This window comes from Microbulbifer sp. S227A, from assembly GCF_049800935.1.
Genome location: NZ_JBNAFZ010000003.1, coordinates 440,948 through 462,677, shown reverse-complemented (window position 1 = coordinate 462,677; position 21,730 = coordinate 440,948). Strand labels below are relative to the sequence as shown.

Genomic DNA, 21,730 nt, shown 5'->3' with positions numbered 1-21,730 from the left:
GCAGAATGTGGCAATACTGGGGCGCGCGCCGCTCGGCCCGGCCCAACAGAACTGGCCTAGCAGAAGATGTCATTCCCCAGGGCAAACACCATCAGCGACAGGATCAGGCCCAGCCCGACCGCCATCAGGATCCGCAGGGCCCCGTCGCTGGGTGGTTTGCCCGCAACCGCCTCGTAGGCATAGAACACCAGGTGCCCGCCATCGAGCGCCGGTATCGGGAACAGGTTCAGCAGGCCAACCGCCGTGGACAGCACCGCGATGAACCAGATGAAGCTTTGCGCACCCTGCGACGCCATCGCGCCAGAGGTTTCGGCGATCCCGATCGGGCCGGACATGTTGCAGGTGCTGATTGCGCCGGTAACCATGTGCCAGAGGCCCGAGAGCGAACTGGAAATGATCGCCATGGTCTGCACCGCGCCGCCGGCGACCGCCTCGCCCAGCCCTGCAGCCTCGGTCGCCGGAACAAAGGCCATGCCCCCGGCGATACCAATGCGCCAATGGGTGACAAAGCCCCCATCCGTCTGCGGTTCGTCGGTACGACGCGGTGCAAGGGCGAATTCCAGCGTCTGCCCCTGACGCCAGACATCAAGCAGAAGAACCCGACCATCGGATGCCTCGACCGCCGATTTCAACTGGTCAAAGGCAAAGATCGGGTCGCCATCAATCGCGGTGATCACGTCTCCCGACTGAATCCCGATATCCATCGCCGCGCTGCGCGGTGCGACCTGCGACACGTAGGGCGGGAACAGGTACGGCCCCTGCACGTCGCGCTCCTGGCCATTCCGCAATACCGTATAATCCAGCACCGGTTCCGCCGGAATGTTCGCGGTAAAGGCGGACCAGGCCACGTCATTGTCAAAGGACGGCGCAACCGCTCCGGAAATGGCCACGATTTCATCGCCTTGCGCCAATTGGTGGAAACCCGATGGAAGCTCCTGGATCTCGCCCACGGTCAGCGGTTCGCTGACCACGCCGCGGGTCAGCGCAATGGCCGAGAACACGATGATCGACATGACAAAGTTGAACGCCGGACCGGCGGCAACCGTTGCGGTGCGCGCCCAGAGCGGCGCCCCATGCATCGTGCGCCGCAGGGCCGCCGGATCCTGTCCGGCCTGCTGCATAGCCGCTTCATCCTTGCCCGAGGCGGCGTTGGCATCGCCCAGGAACTTGACATAGCCACCAAAGGGCAGCGCGGCGATCTGCCAGCGGGTGCCGCGCCGGTCGACACGGCTGTAGAGCACCGGCCCAAAGCCAAGCGAAAACACCTCGGCGTGAATCCCCGACCAACGGCCCACGATGTAGTGGCCATACTCATGCACCGCCACGATGACCGACAGCGCCACGACGAACGCAAGCAAAGTGTATAGCAGCCCGCCAAATTGCGGAATCAGCGAAACGAAATCCAAACTCTTATCCTGCTCGTTCTTGCATTGCGGTATCGGCCCACTCCCTCGCGAGATGGTCCGTCTGCATCACGTTTTCAAGGGTCATGTCACCATCCAGCAGGCCCGGATCGGCTTCGAACCGGTTCAGCACATCCTCGACGATCCCCGCCATGTCCACGAAGCCGATGCGCCCGGCCAGAAACCCGTCGAGCGCGCGCTCCTTGGCGCCGTTGAACACCGCCCCCGACAGCCCGCCGCGCCGCATCACCGCCCGCCCCAGGCGCAGGGCCGGATACCGTGCGTCTTCGGGTTCGCGAAAACTCAGGCGGGCCACGCTGGCAAGGTCGAGCCGCTCGACCGGCAGCTTGCGCCGCTCGGGCCAATGCAGCGCAAAGCCGATGGCATGGCGCATGTCCGGCGGCCCCACATGCGCCATCAACGCGCCGTCATTGAACCCGACCAGCGCATGGATCAGCGATTCCGGGTGGACGATGACTTCGATCATCTCGGGCGGAACCTGGAAAAACTCTTTGGTTTCGATCAGTTCCAGCGCCTTGTTGAACATCGATGCGCTGTCGATCGTGATGCGTTGGCCCATGTCCCAATTGGGGTGGCGCGATGCCTGCGCCAAGGTGGCCTCGGGCAGTTTCTCCAGCGGCCAGTCACGAAACGCGCCGCCGCTGGCGGTGATGATGACCCGCTCCACGCTCGCCAGTTCCTCACCGATCAAAGCCTGGAACACCGCCGAATGCTCGCTGTCCACCGGCAGAATCCGCCCGCCCCCCTTGCGCGCGGTCTCCAGCACCAGCGGGCCGGCACATACCAGCGATTCCTTGTTGGCCAGCGCCAGCGTCGCCCCCTGCCCGAGCGCGGCCAGTCCGGGTTGCAGCCCGGCGGCCCCGACGATCGCCGACATCACCCAGTCGGCAGGGCGCGATGCCGCCTCGATCAGCGCGTCCGGCCCGGCGGCGGCCTGCACGTCGCTGCCCGTCAGGGCGGCGCGCAATTCGTCAAGCCGCTCGGGAAAGGCGGTAACCGCCACCTCGGCCCTCAGCGTCCGCGCGTCCTGCGCCAACTGCGCGATATTGCGTCCACCCGACAGGGCCACCACGTCATAGGCTTCCGGTGCCCGGCGCAGCAGGTCAATCGTGTTCTGACCGATCGAGCCGGTCGCTCCGAAAATCGAAACCCGCCGCATCACACGGCCCCGGCTGGCAATCCGAAGAGCCCGGTAACGGCGAGCACAAAGAAGGACGCCCCGAGCATCCCGTCAAACCGGTCAAGGAAACCGCCATGTCCGGGAATCAGGTTGCTGGAATCCTTGACGCCAACCAACCGCTTGACCGCGCTCTCGGCAATGTCGCCCATCTGGGCGGCAAAAGCGACCAGCATGGAATAGGGCACAAGCAACAGGCTGCTCTCGAGCTGTGTCGCAAACACCGCTCCGACCACCGCCGCGCCCAGCCATCCGGCCACGGTGCCGGACCAGGTCTTTTTCGGGCTCACCCGCGGCCAGAATTTCGGCCCGCCGAGCAAGCGCCCGGCGAAATACCCCGCCACGTCCGACACCACCACGATCAGGATCAGCCAGATGATCCAGACAAGCCCCGGCCCATCCCGAAGCAATGTCATCTCGAACCCCGCCAGCAGGATCAGCGCCATGAACGCCGCGCAAACGGGTCGATATTGGCGCGCGGCCAGCACCGCGAGGGCGACCGGCGCTGCAAACACCGGCAAGGTGTAGATCGCTGGCAGGTGAATTGCCGCAAGCAACGCCACCGCAGCCACCCCGCCAAGGATCAGCGGCATCACCCCGGATTGCCCGTTCAACATCCGCAGCAATTCCCACGTCATCGCGCCGCATAGCAGGGCGACAAAGACATGGAACACACCCGACCCGGCCCAGAGCGCCAGAACGCCGACCGCCACCATGACCACGGCAGAACCGATACGCGGCGCAAGGTCCGTCCAGCGTCCGCTGCCGCTCATGCGGGAACGGCGCCGAATCTGCGGTCGCGCGTGCCGTAGCTGGTGCAGAGCCGGCGCAGCTCCTGGGCCGAGAAATCCGGCCAGAGCGTGTCGATGAACTCGTATTCCGAATAGGCCGACTGCCACAGCAGAAAGTTGGAAATCCGCGCCTCGCCGCTGGTGCGGATCACCAGGTCCGGATCGGGCAGCACATGGGTATCAAGATAGCGCGGCAGGGTTTCCTCGTCGACATCGTCCGGGCTCAGGCGACCGGCGGCCACATCCTGCGCCAGCCGTCTTGTCGCACGGGCCACCTCGTCGCGGCCGCCGTAATTCAGCGCGATCGTCAGGTGCACCAGGTCATTGCTGGCGGTCATTTCCTCGAGCTGGTCCATCAGCATGACCAGCTTTTCATCCAGCCGCAGCCGGTCGCCGATAAAGCGCACGCGCACACCGCGTTCCTTGAGCGCCCGCGCCTCGCGGGTGATATAGCGGCGAAACAGGCTCATCAGCCCGGCGACCTCGACCTGGGTCCGCTTCCAGTTCTCGGTCGAAAAGGCGAATATCGTCAGATACTTGATGCCCAGTTCGGGGCAGGCCTCGACCACGTCGCGCACCCGGCGCGCCCCGGCGTGATGCCCGAACAGGCGTGGCCGCCCCCGGGCCTGCGCCCAACGGCCATTGCCATCCATGATGATGGCCACATGACGCGGACCGCCCGGGGGCGCCGTGTCGGGAACCGCTGTCATGCCGTCCTGTTTCAAACCTGCATAATTTCCGCTTGTTTCGCTTCCAGCGCCGCATCGACGCCGGCAATATGCTTGTTGGTCAGCTCCTGAACCGTCTCTTCCCAGAATTTCTGATCGTCTTCCGACATCGAGCCGTCCGACTTGGCCTTCTTGATCTGGTCCATGCCATCGCGCCGGACGTTGCGGATCGAAACCCGCGCGCTTTCGGCGTATTGGCCGGCCACCTTGCCAAGCTCGCGGCGGCGTTCCTCGTTCAGTTCGGGGATCGGCAGCATGATGATCGTGCCATTCAACTGGGGATTGATGCCCAGACCGCTTTCGCGGATTGCCTTTTCGACCTTGCCCACAAGCCCCTTGTCCCAGACATTGATCGTAACCATGCGCGGCTCGGGCACGTTGACGGTGCCGACCTGGTTGATCGGTGTCGGCGCGCCATAGGCATCGACCATCACGGGTTCGAGCATCGATGCGCTGGCCCGTCCGGTCCGCAGCGACGCAAATTCCGTACGCAGGTTGGCCATCGCGCCATCCATTCGCCGCTCAAGATCATCCGTGTCCAGCATGAAGTCGTCAGACATGTCGCTCTATTCTCCCGAAATGCGCGTTCCGTTTGGTGCCGTTCAGTATCACTGCTGGCCTAACGTCACGTTATTAGCAGAAGAACCGGGAAAGGCCAGCGGCACTTGCGTGCCACCCGCATGAGGCAAGTGCCCGCCCTGCCCGGTCCGGTCCTAGCCCTGAACCCTGGTATAGGTGCCCTGGCCCGCGAGAATTCCGCGGAACCCGCCCGGCTCGTCCAGCGAGAACACGATGATGGGCAGGTTGTTGTCGCGCGCCAGGGCAATGGCGCTGGCATCCATCACGCCCAGCCGCTTGGCCAGAACATCGTCATAGGACACGGTGTCATAGCGTTTGGCGTCATCATGCTTGGCCGGGTCCTTGTCATACACCCCGTCGACCTTGGTGCCCTTGAAAATCGCCTCGCATTTCATCTCGTTGGCACGCAGGGTGGCGGCCGTGTCGGTGGTGAAATACGGGTTGCCGGTTCCGGCGGCAAAGATGCAGACGCGCTTCTTTTCCAGGTGCCGCACCGCACGGCGGCGGATATAGGGCTCGGCCACCTCGTTCATGGTGATTGCGCTGATCACCCGCGTGTGGATATTCAGCGCCTCGAGCGCGGATTGCATGGCCAGCGCGTTCATCACCGTTGCCAGCATCCCCATGTAGTCGGCGGTGGTGCGTTCCATCCCCTGCGCCGACCCCTGCAAACCGCGAAAGATGTTGCCCCCGCCGATGACCATGCAGATCTCGACCCCCAGGTCGTGCACCGATTTCACTTCCTTGGCGATCCGCTCGACAGTGGGCGGGTGCAGGCCGAACCCCTGGTCCCCCATCAGCGCTTCGCCCGAGATCTTGAGCATCACCCGGCCAAAGGCCGTTGCGTCTTGGGCGGTTGCGGTTTCGGATGGTGAGGACGTGGTCATGTTGCGCTCCGCGGCAGGACGGGTTTATTTGCGGGCAAAATGAAGGAATTTGCGTCCGGGTACAATCCGCCATCCCGCTGTCGCAGGCAAAGCACCGCAGAAAAATCGCGGGCGGCGGCGAAGGGACATGAAGAAACAGATGCAACTCCCTGATATTCCACGCGACAAACCCGTCCTGATCGCGGGGCCGACCGCATCGGGGAAATCCGCGCTGGCGCTCGAAATCGCCGAACGGCATGGCGGCATCATCGTCAACGCCGATGCCAGCCAGGTTTATGGCTGCTGGCGCGTCGTGACGGCCCGCCCCCCGGCCGGAGAAGAAGCCCGCGCGCCGCACCGGCTGTATGGCCATATCGCCCACGACACGCCGTATTCCGCAGGCCATTGGCTGCGCGAGGTCATTCCGTTGCTTGGGGCGGCGGAACGTCCGATCATCGTTGGTGGCACCGGGCTCTATTTTTCCACGCTGACCCAGGGCATCGCTGATATTCCTCCGACCCCGCCCGAGATTCGCGCCGCCGCCGACAGGATGAGCCACGACGCCCTGATCGCCGCGGTTGATGCGCGCACGCTTGCCGGGCTCGACATCCGCAACCGCGTGCGAGTGCAGCGCGCCTATGAGGTGCTGGCCACCACCGGGCGTCCCCTTGCCGACTGGAAGGCCGAGACCCCGCCGCCGGTGCTGCCCCTGAGCGAAACCACGCCGCTGGTCTTTGATGCGCCAAAGGATTGGCTGAACCACCGAATCGCGCGCCGCTTTGATCAGATGCTGGAGATGGGGGCGCTTGAAGAGGTGCGGGCGATGCTACCGCATCACGATCCGACCCTGCCCGCCTTTCGCGCCATCGGCGTGCCCGAGCTGGTCGCACATCTGCGCGGCGAACTGACCCTGGAGCAGGCCCGCGAACGCGCCACCATCGCCACCCGTCAGTTCGCGAAACGCCAGCGCACATGGTTCCGCGCCCGGATGCAGGGCTGGAGTCCGGTCAGCCCTGCAATCTGAGCGGGAAAACCCCGGTTGCGGTCGCGCCCGTGTTCGGACATGCGCCCCGGCAACTTATCCGCATGCCGCCAATTCACGACACCAGATGTCGCTTTTCCACATCGAAGATGTCGCAAATATTACCAGAATGTCGAAAGCGATCATTGACCCAAGGCCAATTCTCATGCCGAATGCCAACAGGGAATGTTGTCACAAGCACTCATAAGCCTCGCATGGGTCCGCAAAAAACGCGCGGGACATGACGGGTGTGCCATTCCGAGATCATCATCACATCAACAGGGAGAACTAGATGACCCAGCAGACAATCAACGGCAAACCGATCCATTGGGCTGCCGAGATGCATGCAGAGGAGTATCGCGCGGGCAAGATTACCCGCCGCGATTTCCTGGCGCGCGCGTCGACATTTGGCGTCACCACCGCCGCCGCCTATGCCATGGCCGGGCTGCCGATGCCGGCGCAGGCCCAGGGCGAGCCGCAGGCGGGTGGCACCATCAGGGTCCAGACCAGCGTGCGCCCGCTCAAGGATCCGCGCACCTATGACTGGAGCGAAATGGGCAACCAGACGCGCGGCACGCTGGAGTACCTGGTCGAGTACAATTCGGACGGCACCTTCCGCGGCATGTTGCTCGACAGTTGGGAAATCAACGAGGACGCGACACAATATACGCTGAACCTGCGGCAGGGCGTGACCTGGAACAATGGCGACGCCTTTACTGCCGAGGACGTTGCGCGCAACATCGCCGGCTGGTGCGACAAGGGAGTCGAAGGCAATTCGATGGCTGGTCGCTTTGCCACGCTGATCGATGAAGAGTCGGGCAAGGCCGTCGAAGGCGGCATCGAGGTGGTTGACGATCACACCGTTCGCCTGAACCTGCCGAAACCCGATATCTCGCTGATCGCTGGCATGTCCGATTACCCGTCTGCGATCACCCATTCGACCTATCAGACCGAGGATTTCACCGCCAATGTCGGCACCGGGCCATTCCTCATGGAAGAGCTCGAAGTCGGCGTCAAATGCACCCTGGTGCGCAACACGGATCATGCCTGGTGGGGCACCGATGTCTATGGCGGCCCCTATCTCGATCGGGTCGAATATATCGACTATGGCACCGATCCCGCGGCGTGGCTGGCGGCAATCGAATCCGAAGAGGTCGATATGCTGCATGAAAGCGTTGGCGAGTTCATCGACGTTCTGGACGGGCTGGGCCTGGTGAAATCCGAAGTGGTCACCATGGCCACCGTGGTGATCCGCCCCAACCAGCTTGCCGAGGTCGATGGCAAACAGCCCTATGCGGACAAGCGGGTTCGCCAGGCGCTGGCGATGGCGGTCGACAACTCGGTCCTGCTCGAGCTTGGCTATGGTGGGCGCGGCGAGGTTGCGGCAAACACCCATCTTGGCCCCAAGCACCCGGAATATTTCGATGTGGGCGCGGCCAAGCATGACCCGGCCGCCGCCAAGGCGCTGCTGGAAGAGGCCGGGATGCTCGATTTCGAGCACGAACTGCTGTCCATCGACGACGACTGGCGCAAGAATACCACCGATGCCGTGGCCGCGCAGCTGCGGGACGCCGGTATCCAGGTCAAGCGTTCGGTGCTGCCGGGATCGACCTTCTGGAACGACTGGACGAAATATCCCTACAGCTCGACCAACTGGAACCACCGTCCGCTGGGCGTGCAGATCTGGGCGCTGGCCTATCGCTCGGGCGAGGCGTGGAACGAGTTCGGCTGGGCAAACGCCGAATTCGACGGGCTGCTCGAAGAGGCCCTGTCGATTGCCGATGCCGACAAACGCCGCGAGATTGCCGGCAAGGCGGCGGCGGTCATCCAGGAAGAGGGCGTGACGATCCAGCCCTACTGGCGCGCGCTCTATCGCCACATGCGCGAGGGTCTGGTCAACTGTGACCAGCACATCTCGTTCGAGCACCACCAGTACAAATGGGGGCTGGCCTCCTAGGCCGCCCTGTTTTCCCCGCCCCGCATCGACGGGGCGGGCACCTTTCGGGACCGGGGCCACAATCGCCCCCCGCAAGACAGACACCGGACTCAATCCGGGCCATCCCGCACCTGACCGACAGGGGACATCATGGGACTCTTCATTCTGCGCCGGACGGGCGTGATGATACTGACGGCGATCTGCCTCACCTTCATCGTGTTCTTTCTGACCAATCTCTACCCGAACCTCGAAAAACTCGCCAAGACCCAGGGCAATTTCCGCATGTCCGACGAGGCGGTCGAAAGCTGGCTGACCAAGGGCGGCTACATGCAGCCCCTGCCGGTGAAATACGGCCAGTGGCTGGGCGTGTTGCCGGGCTGGACGCTGGAGGGTGAAGAGGGTGTGACCGGACGTTGTATCCGTGGAACCGCAACCGCCGAGGAAGCCGCCGACGCGCCGCGGTTCTGTGGCATTCTGCAAGGCGACTGGGGCGTTTCCACGGTGTTCAAGGACGAGGTGTCGGGCATCATCTCGACCCGTCTGGGGCTGACCGGCAAGCTGATGTTCTGGGTTCTGGTCCTCATGGTGCCAAGCGCGCTGCTGGTCGGGGTGCTCGCGGGCATGCGCGAAGGCTCGGCCACCGACCGGTCGTTGTCGACCTTTTCGATCATCACCACCGCGACGCCGGAATATGTGTCGGGCGTGATCTTCATCGCGGTGTTCGCCTCTTCGGCGGTCGGGCTGAAATGGTTCAAGGGCACCGCCACATCCGCCATGGAGAATGCGACATTCGAGAATTTCTTCCTGCCGGTGCTGACGATCTCGCTTTATGGTATGGGCTATATCGCCCGCATGACCCGCGCCAGCATGACCGAGGTGATGACCGCGCAATATATCCGCACCGCGCGGCTGAAAGGTGTGAAATTCCGCGATATCGTTCTGAAACACGCCCTGCGCAACGCTTTGATCGCGCCGTTCACGGTGATCATGCTGCAATTCCCGTGGCTGCTGAACGGCGTCGTCATTGTCGAGACCCTGTTCAACTACAAGGGCTTTGGCTGGGTTCTGGTTCAGGCCGCCGGGAATAACGACATCGAGCTACTGCTGGCGGTGTCGGTGGTCTCTGTCATCGTGGTGCTGGTGACCCAGCTGATATCGGATATCGGCTATGTCTACCTCAACCCGCGCATCCGCATTTCTTAAGGGAGGGCAGAGAACATGGAACCTCTCGGCACATTCGACATCATCATCCGCGTCCTCTATCAGTTCACCTCGGTCTGGATCGCACTCATCATCCTGTTCGCGGTCTCGGTTGCGTTCAAACGCAAGCTCGGGCTTTACGGAAAGCTCTTTGACAGCCCAATCGGCATGGTCGGTTTTGCGCTGGTGATGTTCTGGGTGTTTACCGGCATTTTCGGGGCGCTCGACCTGATCGTGACCCATGATCCGCTGGCACAGATTTCCGGCATGAAGAACAAGGTGCCCGGCACCCCGCTCGGCGATCCCCAGGACGGCCAGTATGCCTGGTATCTTCTGGGCGGAGACAACCTGGCGCGCGATGTCTTCAGCCGCATGGTCAAGGGCGCGTGGGTGGTGGTGCAGATCGCGCCGCTGGCCACGCTCTTTGCCTTCATGGTGGGTATCACGCTGGGGCTGCCGGCGGGATATTACGGCGGGCGGCTGGACACGTTGCTGTCTTTCCTGGCCAACCTGATCCTCGCCTTCCCGGTGATCCTGCTCTTTTACCTGCTGGTGACCCCGGAGATCGTCGCGACGGGCGTGCCCAGCTACATGGCCACCGTGCTCTTCATCTTCCCCATCGTGTTTGTCGGCGTGCTGCTGAATTCGCGCTATTACACGCAACCCCGGTTCCGCACGCCGTTGCTGATCGGGGTGTTGGGGGTGATGCTCTGGCTTTACCTGTCGCTGATCTCCGAGGCGGGCACCAAGGTTGCGATCCTGCCCGGCGTGCTCGACATCTTTGACATTCCCGGCGGCATCCTCGTGGTGTTCGTCTCGGTGGTCTTCGTCAATTCGCCCACGGTGTTCCGCATCGTGCGCGGGCTGGCCATGGACATCAAGACGCGCGATTACGTGGCGGCGGCGCAGACCCGCGGCGAAGGGCCGTGGTACATCATGCTGTGGGAAATCCTGCCCAATGCGCGCGGGCCGCTGATCGTCGATTTCTGCCTGCGTATCGGCTATACCACGATCCTGCTCGGCACTCTCGGCTTCTTTGGCCTTGGCCTGCCGCCGGAAAGCCCGGACTGGGGCAGCACCATCAACGAGGGGCGCAAGCTCTTGTCGATCTACCTGCACCCCGCCCTGCCCCCGGCCTTTGCATTGCTGAGCCTCGTTCTGGGGCTCAACCTGCTGGCCGATGGGCTGCGTGAAGAGAGTCTAAAAGACTAATGCTGGGCCTTACTGCAAACATCATTGCGATCTGCGCTGCATTGGTTGCCTCAATATTTTGGTTCCTAAGTGCTAGCACCGAACCACCAGCTACATACGGCTACGGCACCTACGCGCCAGATGATTCGGAAGCCAACCCTTCGCCAGCTCTTCTGTGGGCGCAAGGTAATGCTAAGAAAAGTAGATATGCCGCAATTGCTTCAGGCATATCTGCGTTGTTTTTCGCGCTCGCTACGCTACTCGACCTCTTTGGAAAGGGGAGTTGATCAATGGCAAAATGGGACTTTGACGGACCGATCCTGGAAATCGACAAGCTGTCGATTTCGTTCTTTACACGGCTGCGGGAAATCCCGGCGGTCATGGATTTCTCGGTCGCGGTGCAACCGGGCGAAGCGGTCGGGCTGGTCGGGGAATCCGGATGCGGCAAATCCACGGTCGCGCTTGGGGTGATGCAGGATCTGGGCAAGAATGGCCGCATCGTCGGTGGTTCCATCAAGTTCAAGGGCCGCGACCTCTCCGAGATGAGCGAAGAGGAATTGCGCGACATCCGGGGCAGCGAAATCGCCATGATCTATCAGGAGCCGATGGCCTCGCTGAACCCGGCGATGAAAATCGGCAAGCAACTGATGGAAGTGCCGATGATCCATCAGGGCGCATCGGAAAAAGAGGCCTATGACCGGGCGTTGCAGGTGGTCACGGATGTCAAGCTGCCCGATCCGAAACGCATCCTCAATTCCTTCCCGCACCAGTTGTCCGGCGGCCAGCAGCAGCGCATCGTGATCGCCATGGCGCTGATGTCGGAACCGGCGCTGCTGATCCTTGACGAACCGACCACCGCGCTGGATGTGACGGTCGAGGCGGCGATTGTCGAACTGGTCAAGGATCTGGGCCGCAAATACGGCACATCCATGCTGTTCATTTCGCACAACCTGGGGCTGGTGCTGGAAACCTGCGACCGGATCTGCGTGATGTATTCCGGCGAAGCGGTCGAGCGCGGCAGCATCGAGGACGTGTTCGACGAAATGCAGCACCCCTATACGCAGGCGCTGTTCCGCTCGATCCCCCTGCCCGGTGCCGACAAGAACAGCCGCCCGCTGGTGGCGATCCCCGGCAACTTCCCGCTGCCCCATGAACGGCCCAGGGGCTGCAATTTCGGCCCGCGCTGCGACTATTTCGAGGCCGGGCGCTGTGACCAGGGCGACATCATGATGGAGCCCGTGCCCGGCAATGATCGCCATCACACCCGCTGTCTCAAGTTCCGCGAGATCGACTGGAACGCGCCGGTGGAAATGGGCGAGACCAAGGAAAAGGGCGAAATCGGCAAGGTTGTCCTCAAGATGGACAAGCTCAAGAAATACTACGAAGTCGCCGCCAACGCGATGTTCGGCGGCGGCAGCAAGAAGGTGGTCAAGGCCAACGAGACCCTGAGTTTCGAGGCGCGGGAATCCGAAACGCTTGCCATTGTCGGCGAATCCGGCTGCGGCAAATCCACCTTTGCCAAGGTGCTGATGGGGCTGGAAACCGCCACCGAGGGGCAGATCCTGCTGGACAACCGCAATATCGAGCAGGTGCCCATCGAAAAGCGCGATACCAGGACGGTCAGCGATGTACAGATGGTGTTCCAGAACCCGTTCGACACGCTGAACCCGTCGATGACCGTGGGTCGCCAGATCATCCGGGCGCTGGAGATATTCGGCATCGGCGACAACGAGGCGGCGCGCAAGGCGCGGATGCTGGAACTGCTCGATCTGGTCAAGCTGCCCCGCGCCTTTGCCGACCGGATGCCACGGCAGCTGTCGGGTGGTCAGAAACAGCGTGTCGGCATTGCCCGTGCCTTTGCCGGCGGCGCGCGGATCGTGGTTGCCGACGAACCGGTTTCCGCGCTTGACGTGTCGGTACAGGCGGCGGTGACCGATCTGTTGATGGAGATCCAGCGCAACGAAAAGACCACCCTGCTGTTCATCAGCCATGATCTGTCGATCGTGCGATACCTGTCCGACCGGGTGATGGTGATGTATCTGGGCCATGTGGTCGAGCTCGGCACTACCGACCAGGTATTTGCACCGCCCTATCACCCCTATACCGAGGCGCTGCTCTCGGCGGTTCCCATCGCCGACACCTCGGTTGAAAAGAAACATATCGTGCTTGAGGGAGACATCCCCTCGGCGATGAACCCGCCCAGCGGCTGCCCGTTCCAGACCCGTTGTCGATGGAAATCGGAAGTGCCCGGCAATCTCTGCGAAAATGAGGTGCCGCCGGTGCGGATGCTGGCGGGCGAACATCAGGTCAAATGCCACCTGAGCGACGAGAAATTCGCCGAGATGGAACCGGTCATCAAGATCGCCGCCGAATAGCGATCGCCAACGCCGGCCCGTCCGCCAGAGGATGGGCCGCGAGCCGGGTGTCAGCTGCCCCAGATCACCTTGACGTAATTCTTGGTTTCCTTGTAGGGTGGCACCCCACCGTGTTTCTTGACCGCCTGCGGACCGGCGTTATACGCGGCAAGCGCCAGCCGCCAGGATCCGAATTCGCGGAATTGCCGCGCCAGGTAGCGCGCGCCGCCATCGAGGTTTTCATAGGGATCCTTGGGGTTGACCCCCAGGGCACGGGCGGTGGCCGGCATCAGCTGCGCCAGCCCGAGCGCCCCCTTGTGCGAGCGGGCATCGGGATTCCAGCCGGATTCCTGCTGCACCAGCCGTGCAAACAATTCCTCGGGCACATTGTGGCGTCGCGCCGCGTCCTTGGCCATGTCGAGGTACTTGCCGCGATACTTGCCGCGATAGGCCTGTGTGCCCCCCTTGCTGGGCGTATGGATCGTCGGCGGCTTCAGCCGGGCAGAGTTTGCGTATTGCTTGGATGCGCGGCCATCAAGCACCCGCGTCTGAGCCGCAAAGAGATCCCGCTTGCCCCGGGTCGAGAACATGTCCGCCTGTGCGGCATGGGTCATTCCGATGCCGGCAATCGCAATCGTCAACGCCAACCTGCGCATCCGGTTCACTTCCTGCTCACTGTTCCTCGGCGCGCAATATACCCAATTCGTCCGGAAAGACCAGACATCGGCGTGATGGCGGGTTTTCCAATGTTTTATCCTTGGCGATGGGCGTATAGGCTGGCGCAAACCGGATCGTCAGGATTCGGATGCAGTCTACAACTCACAGGAACAGGAAGCGCCATGGCCGGCTCAGTCAACAAAGTCATTCTCATCGGAAACCTCGGCCGCGATCCCGAAGTGCGCACGTTTCAGAACGGCGGCAAGGTCTGCAACCTGCGGATCGCCACCTCCGAAACATGGAAAGACCGCAATACCGGCGAACGGCGCGAACGGACCGAGTGGCATTCGGTCGCGATCTTCAACGAAGGGCTCGTGCGGGTGGCGGAACAATACCTGCGCAAAGGCTCCAAGGTTTATCTCGAGGGCCAGCTGCAAACTCGCAAATGGCAGGATCAGTCGGGGCAGGATCGCTATTCCACCGAGGTCGTTCTGCAAGGGTTCGGCAGCACGCTGACCATGCTGGACGGTCGCGAAGGCGGTGGCGGCGGCGGCGGTGGTTACGGCGGTGGCCAGGGCGGCGGCTATGGTGGGGGCCAGGGTGGCTATGACAGCGGCCCGCAGGACAACCAGTATGGCGGCGGCGGCGGCCAGAGCGCCCCGTCCTCGCGCGACATGGATGACGAAATCCCGTTCTAGGGCGCGAAACGGTCGCGATCTCGGCGCCGCGGCCCGGCTGCGGCACCTGCATCGACCGGCAGGAACAGCGTCACGCCTGCGGCGGGGCGCTGTAATCTTTTTCAGAGACATGTTCCAGCCAGTTGGCGACCGAGCCGTCCAGCGCCTCCTGCATGGCGATATGGGTCATGCCGGTGTCTGGCGCGGCACCGTGCCAATGCTCTTCATGCGGCGGAATCCACACCGTATCGCCGGCACGGATCACACGCGGCGCGGCCCCCCTCAGCGCGACCAGCCCGACGCCATCGGTGACATAGAGCGTCTGACCCAATGGATGCGTATGCCAGGCGGTGCGCGAAGCCGGTTCAAAACGCACCTGCAAGGCGCGCAGGCGGGCGGGCTCCGGGGCCTCGACAACCGGGTCCTGCCACACGGTTCCGGTGAACCATTCGGCGGGGGCACGCCGTGAGGGGCGCTGGCCTGCGGGAAAAATCTCCATGTTCATCTCCTGTGTTTCCTGCGGGATTGGCGGCTCAGCAGTCCAGCTCGATCAGGTAGGGACCGGATGTTGCCAGCCCGGCCCTGATTGCCGCCTCAAGCCCCGGTGCGTCCCCCGCACGGCAGCCATCAACGCCCATGCCGCGCGCCATCTCGACCCAGCCCAGATCGGGACGGCTCAGCGACAGCATGTCAACCGCGCGCGGACCGGGGTTCTGCACCCCCACATTGGTCAACTCGCCGCGCAGGATTTCATAGCTGCGATTGGCAAGGATCACGATGGTCACGTCCAGCTGTTCGCGTGCCATCGTCCACAGGGCCTGAGGTGTGTACATCGCGCTGCCATCCCCGATCAGCGCAAGGACCTTGCGCTCGGGACTGGCAACCGCCGCCCCGATGGCCACCGGCAGGCCATAGCCGATGGATCCGCCGCAATTGTTCAGCCAGGTATGCGGCGCGGCCCCGGTGGTGGCGGCAAAAAACGCCCGCCCGGTGGTGATCGACTCGTCCACCACGATGCCATCGTCCGGGATCATGCGCGCCAGAACAGCGGCAATCGCTTCCGGTGTCGCCGCCCCTTGCGGCAGCGCAATGTCATGGCGTGTGCCCACACCCGCCGCGGCCACCCCGACCCCGCCCACCGCATCCGACAACGCATCGAGCGTACCGGTCAGGTCATCCCCGGCCCCGGCCAGCGCGATGATCTCGGCATCGTCGCGGCTCAGGATCGCGGGTTTGCCCGGATAGGCAAAAAAGCCGATCGGCGCGCGCGCCCCGACCAGAACGATGCGGCGGAACCCCGCAAGCGCTTGCAGCGCAAGGTCGATCGGGTACGGCACCTTGCCGACCGCAACCCGGCCCGCGCCCCGCTCCATGCGGGCGTTGGACCATTCCGACAAGAGCGCGCACCCGGTGCGCGCGGCGATCCGGCCCGCCGCGTCCAGCCCCGCATCACTTAGCGCGCCGCCGCCCAGCAGGAGCAGGCTGTCTGGCCCGTCCAGCGCCGCGATGGCCCGCTCAAGCGCACCGGTATCCAGATGCCCGCGCCCGGGCACCGCACAGGGGTCTGCCACCTGCCCGCCCGCTGTCCAGGCCGTGTCGCTGGGCAGGATCAGCGTCGCCACCTGACCGGGCGGGGTGCGCGCCGCCTGTACCGCGCGCGCGGCATCGGCACCGACATCGGCGGCGCTGGCCGAGGCATGAACCCAATGCGACACCGGGCGCGCGATGCCGGCGATATCCGAGGTCAGCGGCGCGTCCAGTTCGATATGGCTGGCCGCGTGTTCGCCCACGATGTTGACCACCCCGGACCCGGCCTTTTTCGCGTTGTGCAGATTGGCCAGCCCGTTTGCCAGACCGGGCCCCAGATGCAGCAGGGTACAGGCCGGCTTCCCCGCCATCCGGAAATAGCCATCCGCCGCCCCGGTCGCGACGCCCTCGAACAGGGCCAGCACCGAGCGCATCCCCGGCACCTTGTCCAGCGCCGCCACGAAATGCATCTCGGATGTGCCCGGATTGGTGAAACAGGTCTCTACATCGCTTGCGATCAGCGACCGCACAAGGCTCTCTGCACCGTTCATCTCTGTCATTCCCCGCCCCTGCCGATTTTGCCCGATCCTAAGCGCAGGTCAAAGAGTGATGCAAACGGTCTGGCGGGTGTTGCCGTTGCCCGCGCGATCTGAAACAGTTGCCGCCGAAGTCCAGCGGGAGCCCGACACATGCAGTACCACACGCCGACCAGTTTTGATGACGCCATCGCCATCGCGGCTCAGGCCACCGGCACGACACGCTTTCTCGCCGGGGGCACCGATGTGCTCGTCCAGATGCGGGCCGACATCCTGACCCCCGACACCCTGATCAACGTCAAGGGAATCAATGGCGTAAACCAGATCACCCGCACCGCCGACGGCGGCTGGCAGATCGGCATTGCCGTGTCCGGCGCGGAAATGAGCGAGCATCCCGACCTGGGCGGCGACTGGCCCGGCGTGGTCGAGGCAACCGACCTGATCGGCTCGACCCAGGTGCAGGGACGCTGCACCATGGTAGGCAATCTCTGCAACGCCTCGCCCGCCGCCGACGCGGTGCCGGCAATGGTTGCCGCCGGCATCACCGTAACCGTGACCGGCCCGGACGGCGCCCGCGAGGTTGCCGTCGAAGACATTCCCACCGGCCCCGGCAAGACCAGCCTCGCGACCGGCGAAATGATCACCGCGGTCACGATTCCACCGCGCGGGGACAATGGCGGCGACGCCTATCTGCGGTTCATCCCGCGCACCGAAATGGACATCGCGGTTGTCGGTTGCGGCGTCAACCTGCGCCTTGACGGCGACACCATCACCGAGGCCCGCGTTGCCCTTGGCGCGGTTGCGCCAACCGTGCGGCTGGTCGCTGACGCGGCCCGGGCGATCATCGGCACCACGTTGGATGACGCAGCCCTCGCCGCCCTCGCCGAGGCCGCCAGCGCGGCCTGCTCTCCGATTGATGACAAGCGCGGCACCATCAAGTTCCGCACCCATGTTGCAGGCGTTCTTGCGCAGCGCGCCGCCAAGATCGCCTATGCCCGCGCCAAGGGCCAGAAGGACACCTGAACCATGAGCAAGATACACGTCACCACCACGATCAACGGCGACGAGGTCGAATACCTGTGCGACCCGCGCGAAACCATGCTGGACGTTCTGCGCGACCGGCTGGGCCTGACCGGTGCCAAGGAAGGCTGTGGCACCGGCGATTGCGGGGCCTGTTCGGTCACGCTGGACGGACGCCTGGTCTGTTCCTGCCTGATGCTGGGCGCCGAGGCCGAGGGACGCGAGCTTACCACCATCGAAGGCATGGCCACCGGCGAGGACTTGCATCCGCTGCAACAGAAATTCATCGAATACGCTGCCCTGCAATGCGGGATCTGCACCCCCGGCATCCTGGTCGCGACCAAGGCGTTGCTGGAAAAGAACCCGGATCCGACGGAAACCGAGGTGCGCTATTGGCTGGCGGGCAACCTGTGCCGCTGTACCGGCTATGACAAGATCATTCGCGCCGTGATGGATACGGCGGCAGACATGCGGGAGGCGTCGTAATGGCACTGGATGCACAAAAAAACACCGGATTCACCCAGGTCGGCACCCGGCCAAACCGGCCTGACGGTCTGGACAAGGTCACGGGCCGCGCGCGGTTCGGGGCCGATGTCACCGCGCCGGGGATGCTGTTTGCCACCATCGTGCGCAGCCCCCACGCCCATGCCCGCATCAAGAAGATCGACACCAGCAAGGCCGAGGCGCTTGCCGGGGTCAAGGGTGTGGTTACACGCGCCGATTTTGCCAGCGGCCTGACGGGCGAAAACTGGAACGTTCTCGAAAACGTCATGGCCGACGATACCGCGCTTTATGACGGGCATGCGGTTGCGGCGGTGGCGGCAACCAGCGCGCTGATCGCCCGCGACGCGGCCAAGCTGGTCGAAGTGGAATACGAGATCCTGCCCCATGTCACCGATGTCGACGCGGCCATGGCCGAAGACGCGCCGGTGATCCGTGCGGGCACCGCCGACAAATCGGTGCCCGAGGGGCTGCATCCCAATGTGGTGCGCTATCACGAGAGCGGCCATGGCGACGTGGATGCCGGCTTTGCCGAGGCGGACCTGGTGATCGAAGATCATTTCCGCACCGAGGCGACCCACCAGGGCTATATCGAACCCCATGCCTGTCTCGCCACGTTGGGCGGTGACGGCAAGGGCGAGCTGTGGTGCTGTACCCAGGGTCATTGGAACGTGCAGAAAATCTGTGCTGCGCTGCTGGGTATCGAAACCGCCAACCTGCGTGTCACGGCCAGCGAGATCGGCGGCGGATTTGGCGGCAAGACCGCTGTATTCATCGAACCGGTCGCCCTAGCGCTCGCGCGCAAGACCAACAAGCCGGTCAAGCTGGTGATGCCGCGCGCGGACGTGTTCAAGGCCACCGGCCCCACCGCGTCGACCTCGATGGACATCAAGATCGGCATGAAAAAGGACGGCACCATCACCGCCGCCAAGGGGGTGTTCCGCCTGCAGGGCGGCGCGTTCCCCGGTGCGCCGATGGAATTCACCGCCATGTGCGCCTTTGCGCCCTATGCGCTCAAGAACGTGCATCAGGTAGGCTATGATGTCATTGCCAACCGCCCGAAACAGGCCGCCTATCGCGCGCCCGGTTCGCCCATGGCGGCCTTTGCCGTGGAATCGGTGATTGACGAACTGTGCAACCAACTTGGGCTCGACCCGATTGAAACCCGGCTCAAGAACGCCTCCAAGAAAGGCACCAAGGCAAGCTTTGGTCCGATGTTCGACCAGATCGGGCTGGTGGAGACGCTCGAAGCAGCCAAGGCGCACCCGCATTATTCCGCCCCGCTGAAACCCGGTCAGGGGCGCGGGATCTCTTGTGGGTTCTGGTTCAACCATGGCGGTGAAACCGCTGTTACCCTTGCCCTTTCCGAAGACGGCACCGCACAGCTTGCCGTCGGCACCCCGGATATCGGCGGCAGCCGCGCGTCAATGGCGCTGATGGCCGCCGAAGAGCTGGGCATTCCTTACGAGAACATCCGCGTGACCATCGCCGACACCGCGACGCTTGGCTATAACGAGGTCAGCCATGGCAGCCGCGTCACCTATGCCAGCGGTCTTGCAACGATCCAGGCGGCGCGCGATGCGGTCAGGAAACTCTGCGCCCGTGCCGCCGCGAAATGGGGTATTCCCGAGGACGCGGTGAAATGGGAAAACGGCTGTGCCGTGCCCTCCGGCCCCAACGCCGGTGATTTCGACCCGCTGCCGATCGACCAGATCACCAGGCGCATGGGCGCAACCGGCGGCCCGATCGTCGGCCATTTCGAGGCCACGCCCGAAGGCGCGGGCGTCAGCTTTGCCACCCATATCGTCGATGCCGAGGTCGATCCCGACACCGGCAAGACCAGCGTCGTGCGCTATACCGTGGTGCAGGATGCCGGCAAGGCGATCCACCCCACCTATGTCGAGGGCCAGTACCAGGGCGGCGCGGCACAGGGCATCGGCTGGGCGCTGAACGAGGAATATATCTATGGCGCGGATGGCCGCCTGCAAAACGCCGTGTTCCTTGACTATCGCATCCCCGTCGCCAGCGATTTGCCGATGATCGACACCGTCATTGTCGAGGTTCCCAATCCCGGCCACCCCTATGGGGTGCGCGGCGTGGGCGAAACCTCGATCTGTCCGCCGCTGGCCGCCATCGCCAACGCGGTATCGGCCGCGGCCGGCGTGCGCCTGCGCGAATTGCCGATGTCGCCGCCGCGCATTCTCGCCGCGCTGGACCGGCAACGGGATGGTTGAGGTCAACCTCTGGTCCGGCCTGCGTGCCTTTGCCGATGGCAAGGACAAGGTCGAGGTCGAAGCAAAAACAGTTGGCGAGGTCCTTGAGGGCCTCGTCACAGCGCATCCAGGGCTTCAGGATGCCATTGATGCGGGGGTCTCGGTTGCGGTGGATGGCCGGGTCATCGCCAGCAGCCTGACCGAACCGGTGCAACCGGATAGCGAAGTGTTCCTGATGCAGAGGCTCAAGGGCGGATAGGACCGCCCCCGCCGCGGGCCTTATGCAAAGGCATAGCTGCCACCGCGCTCCAATGCGCGAACAAAGCCGGGGCGCGCGTGGATGCTTTCGACAAACTCCGCCAGCTTGGGATGCGCATCCCCCCGTCCCTGCCGCACCGCGACTTCGGCGGGAAAGCTCATCATGATGTCCACCGCCGACAGATCGTCGAACACAAAATGCCCCGAGGGGCGCAGAACCGCCTCCATATAGTTGAAATGCACCGCGAGCTGCTGCTCGATCCGGGGGCCAAGGGGGGCACCCGCAGCCCCGAGTTTCCCGACATAGAGCGCCAGCAGGATCGGGGTCATCGCCGACCCTTCGGCGAAATGCATCAATTCCTGGTGCGTGATCCAGGCGTCGCTGGCCACCGGCGGCACCATGTGTTTGCCATAACGGGCGCAGAGATATTCGACAATGGCCCCGCTCTCGGCGATCAGGCGGCCATCATCCTCGATCATCGGCGACTTGCCAAGTTGATGAATATCAAGCAATTCCGGCGGCGCGAGGTTGGTTTCCGGATCCCGTTGATAGGTCTTGATCTCATAGTCGAGCCCCAATTCCTCAAGCAGCCAGAGGATCCGCTGCGACCGCGAGTTGTTGAGGTGATGAACGATGATCATGCCGGGTCTCCGAATATGCCTTGGGCTCAGGCTGACCGGTTTGCCACGGAAATTCCAGCCCTGCCTTGCGTCAATGCTCGCAATTTTTCACAGCCGGTGGCCCGCGTTAACCGTGGCATTAACCTTGCCGGTATAGAGCGAAGAGTACGCCCATGCAGAACACGCCACAGAGCAGCAAGGAACCCTCATGCAACGCATCGCGATCAGCGGTATTCTCATCCTGTCACTTGCCACGGTTTCGGCCTGTGGCGGCGGCGGCGCGCGCAACACCACGAACATGACCACCGCAACCACGGGGCAAGAATTGACCGACCTGAAAGCCGCGCTGGATGCCGGCGCCCTGTCGCCGGAAGAATATGAAAAGAAGCGCCAGGAAATCCTCAGAAGGAAAATCTGAGCCGCGCGCACAGCATGCACCGGTAATTTAAACCA

At 63.7% G+C, this 21,730-nt stretch carries 21 protein-coding genes; 11 read left to right on the top strand and 10 right to left on the bottom strand.

The features are described 5' to 3' along the window. Positions 1 to 56: 56 nt before the first annotated feature. The 6 genes from rseP to pyrH all read right to left on the bottom strand — a co-directional run bounded on the left by rseP (position 57) and on the right by pyrH (position 5,586). Positions 57 to 1,406 carry an RIP metalloprotease RseP gene (rseP, locus tag ACP15R_RS10000; protein WP_424986257.1) on the bottom strand — a complete coding sequence of 450 codons (1,350 nt, stop codon included), beginning with the start codon at positions 1,404 to 1,406 and terminating at the stop codon, positions 57 to 59. A 4-nt stretch (positions 1,407 to 1,410) separates the two neighbouring features. Next, the gene (gene dxr, locus ACP15R_RS09995; protein WP_424986256.1) at positions 1,411 to 2,583 is read right to left on the bottom strand and encodes a 1-deoxy-D-xylulose-5-phosphate reductoisomerase; all 1,173 of its coding nucleotides are present in this window, start codon (positions 2,581 to 2,583) and stop codon (positions 1,411 to 1,413) included. After that, on the bottom strand, positions 2,583 to 3,374 hold the full coding sequence (locus ACP15R_RS09990; RefSeq protein WP_424986255.1) for a phosphatidate cytidylyltransferase: 792 nt from the start codon (positions 3,372 to 3,374) through the stop codon (positions 2,583 to 2,585). The genes dxr and ACP15R_RS09990 overlap by 1 nt, the downstream gene beginning before the upstream one ends. Then, on the bottom strand, positions 3,371 to 4,102 hold the full coding sequence (gene uppS, locus ACP15R_RS09985) for a polyprenyl diphosphate synthase (RefSeq protein ID WP_424986254.1): 732 nt from the start codon (positions 4,100 to 4,102) through the stop codon (positions 3,371 to 3,373). Before uppS ends, ACP15R_RS09990 begins: the two co-directional genes overlap by 4 nt. 11 nt (positions 4,103 to 4,113) lie before the next feature. Beyond that, positions 4,114 to 4,680 (bottom strand): ribosome recycling factor, encoded by a 567-nt coding sequence (frr, locus tag ACP15R_RS09980; protein ID WP_424986253.1) that lies wholly within the window; start codon positions 4,678 to 4,680, stop codon positions 4,114 to 4,116. A 153-nt stretch (positions 4,681 to 4,833) separates the two neighbouring features. Further along, positions 4,834 to 5,586 (bottom strand): UMP kinase, encoded by a 753-nt coding sequence (gene pyrH, locus ACP15R_RS09975; protein ID WP_424986252.1) that lies wholly within the window; start codon positions 5,584 to 5,586, stop codon positions 4,834 to 4,836. Positions 5,587 to 5,713: 127 nt separating this feature from the next. Between pyrH and miaA the strand changes: the two genes are divergently transcribed. From miaA to ACP15R_RS09950, 5 genes are all read left to right on the top strand, one after another. Continuing rightward, positions 5,714 to 6,589, top strand: a complete 876-nt coding sequence (gene miaA / locus ACP15R_RS09970) for a tRNA (adenosine(37)-N6)-dimethylallyltransferase MiaA (protein ID WP_424986251.1) — start codon at positions 5,714 to 5,716, stop codon at positions 6,587 to 6,589. Between the two features lie 289 nt (positions 6,590 to 6,878). Further along, positions 6,879 to 8,543, top strand: a complete 1,665-nt coding sequence (locus ACP15R_RS09965; protein WP_424986250.1) for an ABC transporter substrate-binding protein — start codon at positions 6,879 to 6,881, stop codon at positions 8,541 to 8,543. A 129-nt stretch (positions 8,544 to 8,672) separates the two neighbouring features. Then, positions 8,673 to 9,725, top strand: a complete 1,053-nt coding sequence (locus tag ACP15R_RS09960) for an ABC transporter permease (RefSeq protein ID WP_424986249.1) — start codon at positions 8,673 to 8,675, stop codon at positions 9,723 to 9,725. Between the two features lie 15 nt (positions 9,726 to 9,740). Beyond that, positions 9,741 to 10,934, top strand: a complete 1,194-nt coding sequence (locus tag ACP15R_RS09955; protein ID WP_424986248.1) for an ABC transporter permease — start codon at positions 9,741 to 9,743, stop codon at positions 10,932 to 10,934. A gap of 269 nt (positions 10,935 to 11,203) precedes the next feature. After that, positions 11,204 to 13,288, top strand: coding sequence for a dipeptide ABC transporter ATP-binding protein (locus tag ACP15R_RS09950; RefSeq protein WP_424986247.1), 2,085 nt, complete (start codon positions 11,204 to 11,206; stop codon positions 13,286 to 13,288). Positions 13,289 to 13,338: 50 nt separating this feature from the next. Here ACP15R_RS09950 and ACP15R_RS09945 read toward each other — a convergent pair whose 3' ends face one another. Then, the gene (locus tag ACP15R_RS09945; protein WP_424986246.1) at positions 13,339 to 13,923 is read right to left on the bottom strand and encodes a lytic transglycosylase domain-containing protein; all 585 of its coding nucleotides are present in this window, start codon (positions 13,921 to 13,923) and stop codon (positions 13,339 to 13,341) included. A 183-nt stretch (positions 13,924 to 14,106) separates the two neighbouring features. Between ACP15R_RS09945 and ACP15R_RS09940 the strand changes: the two genes are divergently transcribed. After that, complete coding sequence (locus ACP15R_RS09940) at positions 14,107 to 14,622, top strand: single-stranded DNA-binding protein (protein WP_424986245.1); 516 nt, start codon at positions 14,107 to 14,109, stop codon at positions 14,620 to 14,622. A 70-nt stretch (positions 14,623 to 14,692) separates the two neighbouring features. Here ACP15R_RS09940 and ACP15R_RS09935 read toward each other — a convergent pair whose 3' ends face one another. Both ACP15R_RS09935 and ACP15R_RS09930 read right to left on the bottom strand, forming a co-directional pair. Further along, positions 14,693 to 15,100: a (R)-mandelonitrile lyase gene (locus tag ACP15R_RS09935; RefSeq protein ID WP_424986244.1), complete on the bottom strand. Its 408-nt coding sequence runs from the start codon at positions 15,098 to 15,100 to the stop codon at positions 14,693 to 14,695. Positions 15,101 to 15,134: 34 nt separating this feature from the next. Further along, positions 15,135 to 16,688: an acetolactate synthase large subunit gene (locus ACP15R_RS09930; RefSeq protein WP_424986243.1), complete on the bottom strand. Its 1,554-nt coding sequence runs from the start codon at positions 16,686 to 16,688 to the stop codon at positions 15,135 to 15,137. Positions 16,689 to 16,817: 129 nt separating this feature from the next. Between ACP15R_RS09930 and ACP15R_RS09925 the strand changes: the two genes are divergently transcribed. Genes ACP15R_RS09925 through ACP15R_RS09910 form a run of 4 tightly spaced genes read left to right on the top strand, consistent with a single transcriptional unit; the run spans position 16,818 to position 20,657 of the window. After that, complete coding sequence (locus ACP15R_RS09925; RefSeq protein WP_424986242.1) at positions 16,818 to 17,687, top strand: FAD binding domain-containing protein; 870 nt, start codon at positions 16,818 to 16,820, stop codon at positions 17,685 to 17,687. A 3-nt stretch (positions 17,688 to 17,690) separates the two neighbouring features. Beyond that, a complete protein-coding gene (locus ACP15R_RS09920) occupies positions 17,691 to 18,170 on the top strand; it encodes a (2Fe-2S)-binding protein (RefSeq protein ID WP_424986241.1) in 480 nt (159 codons plus the stop codon). After that, the gene (locus tag ACP15R_RS09915) at positions 18,170 to 20,419 is read left to right on the top strand and encodes a xanthine dehydrogenase family protein molybdopterin-binding subunit (protein WP_424986240.1); all 2,250 of its coding nucleotides are present in this window, start codon (positions 18,170 to 18,172) and stop codon (positions 20,417 to 20,419) included. Before ACP15R_RS09920 ends, ACP15R_RS09915 begins: the two co-directional genes overlap by 1 nt. Beyond that, positions 20,412 to 20,657 (top strand): MoaD/ThiS family protein, encoded by a 246-nt coding sequence (locus ACP15R_RS09910; RefSeq protein ID WP_424986239.1) that lies wholly within the window; start codon positions 20,412 to 20,414, stop codon positions 20,655 to 20,657. Before ACP15R_RS09915 ends, ACP15R_RS09910 begins: the two co-directional genes overlap by 8 nt. Before the next feature lie 20 nt (positions 20,658 to 20,677). Here the strand turns inward: ACP15R_RS09910 and ACP15R_RS09905 are convergent, their stop codons facing one another. After that, the gene (locus ACP15R_RS09905) at positions 20,678 to 21,298 is read right to left on the bottom strand and encodes a glutathione S-transferase family protein (RefSeq protein ID WP_424986238.1); all 621 of its coding nucleotides are present in this window, start codon (positions 21,296 to 21,298) and stop codon (positions 20,678 to 20,680) included. Positions 21,299 to 21,485: 187 nt separating this feature from the next. On the opposite strand from ACP15R_RS09905, the gene ACP15R_RS09900 reads away from it, so the two are divergent. Next, positions 21,486 to 21,695, top strand: a complete 210-nt coding sequence (locus tag ACP15R_RS09900) for an SHOCT domain-containing protein (RefSeq protein WP_424986237.1) — start codon at positions 21,486 to 21,488, stop codon at positions 21,693 to 21,695. The last annotated feature ends 35 nt before the right edge of the window (positions 21,696 to 21,730 follow it).

Coding starts and splice junctions, on each gene's coding strand:
- dxr (WP_424986256.1), bottom strand. CDS start 2,583: ATGCGGCGGGTTTCGATTTTCGGAGCGACCGGCTCGATCGGTCAGAAC.
- ACP15R_RS09990 (WP_424986255.1), bottom strand. CDS start 3,374: ATGAGCGGCAGCGGACGCTGGACGGACCTTGCGCCGCGTATCGGTTCT.
- uppS (WP_424986254.1), bottom strand. CDS start 4,102: ATGACAGCGGTTCCCGACACGGCGCCCCCGGGCGGTCCGCGTCATGTG.
- frr (WP_424986253.1), bottom strand. CDS start 4,680: ATGTCTGACGACTTCATGCTGGACACGGATGATCTTGAGCGGCGAATG.
- pyrH (WP_424986252.1), bottom strand. CDS start 5,586: ATGACCACGTCCTCACCATCCGAAACCGCAACCGCCCAAGACGCAACG.
- miaA (WP_424986251.1), top strand. CDS start 5,714: ATGAAGAAACAGATGCAACTCCCTGATATTCCACGCGACAAACCCGTC.
- ACP15R_RS09965 (WP_424986250.1), top strand. CDS start 6,879: ATGACCCAGCAGACAATCAACGGCAAACCGATCCATTGGGCTGCCGAG.
- ACP15R_RS09960 (WP_424986249.1), top strand. CDS start 8,673: ATGGGACTCTTCATTCTGCGCCGGACGGGCGTGATGATACTGACGGCG.
- ACP15R_RS09955 (WP_424986248.1), top strand. CDS start 9,741: ATGGAACCTCTCGGCACATTCGACATCATCATCCGCGTCCTCTATCAG.
- ACP15R_RS09950 (WP_424986247.1), top strand. CDS start 11,204: ATGGCAAAATGGGACTTTGACGGACCGATCCTGGAAATCGACAAGCTG.
- ACP15R_RS09945 (WP_424986246.1), bottom strand. CDS start 13,923: ATGCGCAGGTTGGCGTTGACGATTGCGATTGCCGGCATCGGAATGACC.
- ACP15R_RS09940 (WP_424986245.1), top strand. CDS start 14,107: ATGGCCGGCTCAGTCAACAAAGTCATTCTCATCGGAAACCTCGGCCGC.
- ACP15R_RS09935 (WP_424986244.1), bottom strand. CDS start 15,100: ATGGAGATTTTTCCCGCAGGCCAGCGCCCCTCACGGCGTGCCCCCGCC.
- ACP15R_RS09930 (WP_424986243.1), bottom strand. CDS start 16,688: ATGACAGAGATGAACGGTGCAGAGAGCCTTGTGCGGTCGCTGATCGCA.
- ACP15R_RS09925 (WP_424986242.1), top strand. CDS start 16,818: ATGCAGTACCACACGCCGACCAGTTTTGATGACGCCATCGCCATCGCG.
- ACP15R_RS09920 (WP_424986241.1), top strand. CDS start 17,691: ATGAGCAAGATACACGTCACCACCACGATCAACGGCGACGAGGTCGAA.
- ACP15R_RS09915 (WP_424986240.1), top strand. CDS start 18,170: ATGGCACTGGATGCACAAAAAAACACCGGATTCACCCAGGTCGGCACC.
- ACP15R_RS09910 (WP_424986239.1), top strand. CDS start 20,412: ATGGTTGAGGTCAACCTCTGGTCCGGCCTGCGTGCCTTTGCCGATGGC.
- ACP15R_RS09905 (WP_424986238.1), bottom strand. CDS start 21,298: ATGATCATCGTTCATCACCTCAACAACTCGCGGTCGCAGCGGATCCTC.
- ACP15R_RS09900 (WP_424986237.1), top strand. CDS start 21,486: ATGCAACGCATCGCGATCAGCGGTATTCTCATCCTGTCACTTGCCACG.